Here is a 3,842-nt window from a genome sequence, read left to right on the forward strand (position 1 = left end):
GTTGAAACTGGTGACCAGCGGCGCGGTGTTCCGCTACGAACGCCCGCAAAAGGGGCGTTATCGCCAGTTCCACCAGATCGATGCCGAAGTGCTCGGCGCGCCCGAGCCGGCGGCGGACGTCGAATTGCTGACGCTGGCGGATCAACTGCTCCATGAACTGGGCGTGGCGGAGGGCGTGACGCTGCAGCTCAACACGCTGGGCGACGCGGTGACCCGCGATGCCTGGCGCGATGCGCTGGTGGCGCATTTCGCGGCGCATCGTGGCGCATTGTCGGAGGACAGCCTGACGCGCCTCGACAAGAACCCGTTGCGCATCCTCGATTCGAAAGACCCGCGCGACCGCCCGATCGCCGACGCCGCGCCGGGCATCGACGCCTATATGAGCGCCGAGGCGGGTGCGTTCTTCGAGAGCGTGCAAAAGGGGTTGCAGGCGGCGGGTGTCGCCTTCCAGCGGAACGAGCGGCTGGTACGCGGGCTCGATTATTATCGCCACACCGCGTTCGAGTTCGTCACCGACCGGCTGGGCGCGCAGGGCACCGTGCTGGCCGGCGGGCGCTACGACGGGCTGGTCGAGAGCCTCGGCGGCCCGGCGACCGCTGGGGTCGGCTGGGCGGCGGGGGTCGAGCGACTGGCGATGCTGCTGGAGCAACCGGCAGCGGCGCGCCCGGATGTGGTGATCGTGGTGGAGGATGATCGCGCGCATACGGCGGCGGTCGCGACGCTCGCGCGCCTGCGTCGGGCGGGCGTGGCGGCCGAGCTGGTCGCGAGCGGTTCGCCCCGGAAGCGCTACGACAAGGCGCTCAAGCTGGAACCGGCCGAAACGCTGACCTTCACGCTGGAGGGCGATAGCGTGGCGACCCGCGCGCGTGTGCTGCGCGGCGACACCTCGCGCGTAGCCGAGGTGCTGCAATGATCGCATGCGTCACCCGGGCGAGGGTCGGGGTCCTGTTACAGGCCGGTCGTGACTGGGCCCCGGCTTTCGCCGGGGTGACGGGCGCGTTCGCATGACCGCGATTTCGATCGACCGCATCCGCCAGATCGAGGCGCGCCGCGACGAACTCTCGGCGCAAATGGCGACCGGCCAGCTCGACGGCGACCGCTTCGTCGCGGTGTCGAAGGAATATGCCGAGCTGGAACCCGTCGCGCAGGCCGCCAGCGAGGTGCGCCGGTTGCGGCAGGAGGCCGAGAGCCTCGCGTTCATGGCAAGCGATGCCGATGCCGAACTTCGCGCGATGGCCGAAGAGGAGTTGCGCGACAACCGCGCCGCGCTCGATGCCGCCGATCGCCGGCTGGCGCTGGCATTGCTCCCGCGCGACGCCGCCGATCAGCGCTCGGCGATGCTCGAGGTGCGCGCCGGTACCGGCGGCGACGAGGCGGCGCTGTTCGCGGGCGACCTGTTCCGCATGTACCAGCGCTTCGCCGAGGAACAGGGCTGGCGCGTCGAACTGATCTCGGCATCGGACAGCGACGCGGGTGGGTTCAAGGAAGTGGTCGCCTCGATCACCGGATCGGGCGTGTTCGCCAAGCTAAAATTCGAGAGCGGCGTCCACCGCGTCCAGCGCGTTCCGGTGACCGAGAGCGGCGGGCGCATCCACACATCCGCGGCGACCGTCGCGGTGCTGCCCGAGGCGGAGGAGGTCGACGTCCAGATCGACGAGGCGAAGGATTTGCGTATCGACGTCTATCGCTCGTCGGGTCCGGGCGGGCAGTCGGTCAACACCACCGACAGCGCGGTGCGGATCACGCACCTGCCGACGGGACTGGTCGTCATCCAGCAGGACGAGAAGTCGCAGCACAAGAACAAGGCCAAGGCGCTCAAGGTGCTGCGCACGCGGCTGTACGAGGCGGAGCGCGAACGACTGGCGGCGGCGCGCTCCGGCACGCGCAAGGCGATGGTCGGCTCGGGGGATCGTTCGGAGCGGATCCGCACCTACAATTTTCCGCAGGGGCGGGTGACCGATCACCGCATCAACCTGACGCTGCACCGCCTGCCCGAAATCCTGCAGGGCGAGATGGATGAGCTGATCGGCGCGCTGATCGCGGAGGATGAGGCCGAGCGGCTCGCGACGCTGGAGGCGTAGTGCCGGACCTCCCCCTCCCGAGTCTCGATCCGCGCGCCGCGCTGCGCCAGGCGGCGGCGCGCTTCGGCTTTTCCGACACACCGCGGCTGGATGCCGAACTGCTGCTGGCGCATGCGATGGGCATCACGCGCGAGGGGCTGCTGCTGACGCTCGGTGACCGGCCGGTGCCGCCAGCGTTCGCCGCGCTGGTCGAGCGCCGCGCCGCGCAGGAGCCGGTCGCCTATATCACCGGCACGCGCGCCTTCTGGACGATCGAGCTGCAGGTCGGGCCGGGCGCGCTGGTGCCGCGCGCCGATAGCGAGACGCTGATCGAAGCGGCGGTGGCGCATTTCGCTGGCGGGTCCGTCGGCGGCGGGGCGCCGTTGCGCATCCTCGATCTCGGCACCGGGCCGGGCACGCTGCTGCTGGCCGCGCTGTCCGAATGGCCGCAGGCCAGCGGGTTGGGGATCGACGCCTCCGCCGATGCGGTGATCTGGGCGGAGCGCAATGCCGCCGCGCTGGGGATGGCGTCGCGCGCCGCGTTCACCCGCGGCGACTGGGCCGCCGGGGTGACGGAGCGCTTCGACCTCGTCCTTGCCAACCCGCCCTATATCGCGCGCGATGCCGACCTGCCCGATGAGGTGCGGCGGTATGAGCCCGCCGGGGCGCTGTTCGGTGGGGCGGACGGGCTGTGCGACTATCGCGTGATCGCGCCGCAGATTCCCGAATTGCTGACGGCGCGGGGGGTTGCCTGTATCGAAATCGGCTGGGATCAGGGGGATAGCGCCGCCGCCCTGTTTCGCGACCAGGGGCTGACGGTGCGGGTGGCAAAGGATCTCGGCGGGCGCGATCGCTGCCTGATCGTAACGCCCGCTGGTTGAAAGCCATAGCCGCAGCCCCAATATTTCGCTTTGAGAACGCCCGCCGAGCCGCTAGAGACACAGGCGGGGCACGCGAACTCAACGACTTTTGTTGGATGGGGCGTCTCGCCCCCCCTTCGTCATCTTCCGCTGCAGTCCGGCGGTCATGGCAGGCTCGCGGTGCCGAATGGCAGGCGCGGCGCCGGGGTACAGCTGCAACCCGCGCCCAACGTCGGACGACCCGGGCGAACAGAGGCCGGTTTTGGTTCCAGGACGAGGACAGTGATTTGATCAACAACCGTCAGAACGGTCGCCGTCGCGGCCGTGGTGGTGGTCAGCGCCAGGGTGGCGGTGGCCAGGGACAGCGTGACAGCGGCAACCGGATCGACAGCCGCGCGCGCGGCAATGCGGCACAGCTGCTGGAAAAATACAAGAATATGGCGCGCGACGCGCAGATGTCGGGCGATCGTGTCAACACCGAATATTATCTGCAGTTCGCGGACCATTATTTCCGTGTGCTCGCCGATCAGCGCGGCCGGACCGACGATCAGCCGCAGCAGCGGCGCCAGCGTGATGATTTCGATCAGTTCGACGACGTCGATGATTTCGGTGACGAGGGCGAGCCCGTCCGCGCCGAGGAACAGCCCCGCGCTTCCGAAGCTGATATGCGCCCGCGCCGTGAGCAGGCGCGCGATGACCGGAGTCGGGAGGAGCGGAGCCGCGATGACCGGAGCCGCGATGACCGGAGCCGGGAGGAGCGCGGAACGGACTATCGGCGTGACGGGCGCGAGCCGCGCGAGGATCGCCGCAACGGCTATCATGCCGAGCGTGGCGACACGCCGCCGCGCCCTGCCGCCGCCCCCGCCGACCCCACCCCGATGAGCGTCGAGACGGCTCCGGTTCCCGCCGAGGCCGAGAAGCC

At 69.8% G+C, this 3,842-nt stretch carries 4 protein-coding genes; all 4 read left to right on the forward strand.

Annotation, left to right across the window (positions count from 1 at the left end):
• On the forward strand, window positions 1-913 hold a 913-nt coding region (gene hisS, locus ACFDSW_RS15815), incomplete at its 5' end, for a histidine--tRNA ligase (RefSeq protein WP_375251224.1).
• Between the two features lie 91 nt (window positions 914-1,004).
• A complete protein-coding gene (gene prfA / locus ACFDSW_RS15820; protein ID WP_375251225.1) occupies window positions 1,005-2,081 on the forward strand; it encodes a peptide chain release factor 1 in 1,077 nt (358 codons plus the stop codon).
• On the forward strand, window positions 2,081-2,941 hold the full coding sequence (gene prmC / locus ACFDSW_RS15825) for a peptide chain release factor N(5)-glutamine methyltransferase (RefSeq protein WP_375251226.1): 861 nt from the start codon (window positions 2,081-2,083) through the stop codon (window positions 2,939-2,941). The genes prfA and prmC overlap by 1 nt, the downstream gene beginning before the upstream one ends.
• A gap of 95 nt (window positions 2,942-3,036) precedes the next feature.
• Window positions 3,037-3,842, forward strand: an 806-nt coding sequence (locus tag ACFDSW_RS15830; protein WP_375251227.1) for a DUF4167 domain-containing protein, incomplete at its 3' end; no start/stop codon positions are given.

The sequence above is a fragment of the Sphingomonas sp. genome (genome assembly GCF_042091075.1).
In the GTDB taxonomy this organism is placed as follows: Bacteria; Pseudomonadota; Alphaproteobacteria; order Sphingomonadales; family Sphingomonadaceae; genus Sphingomonas.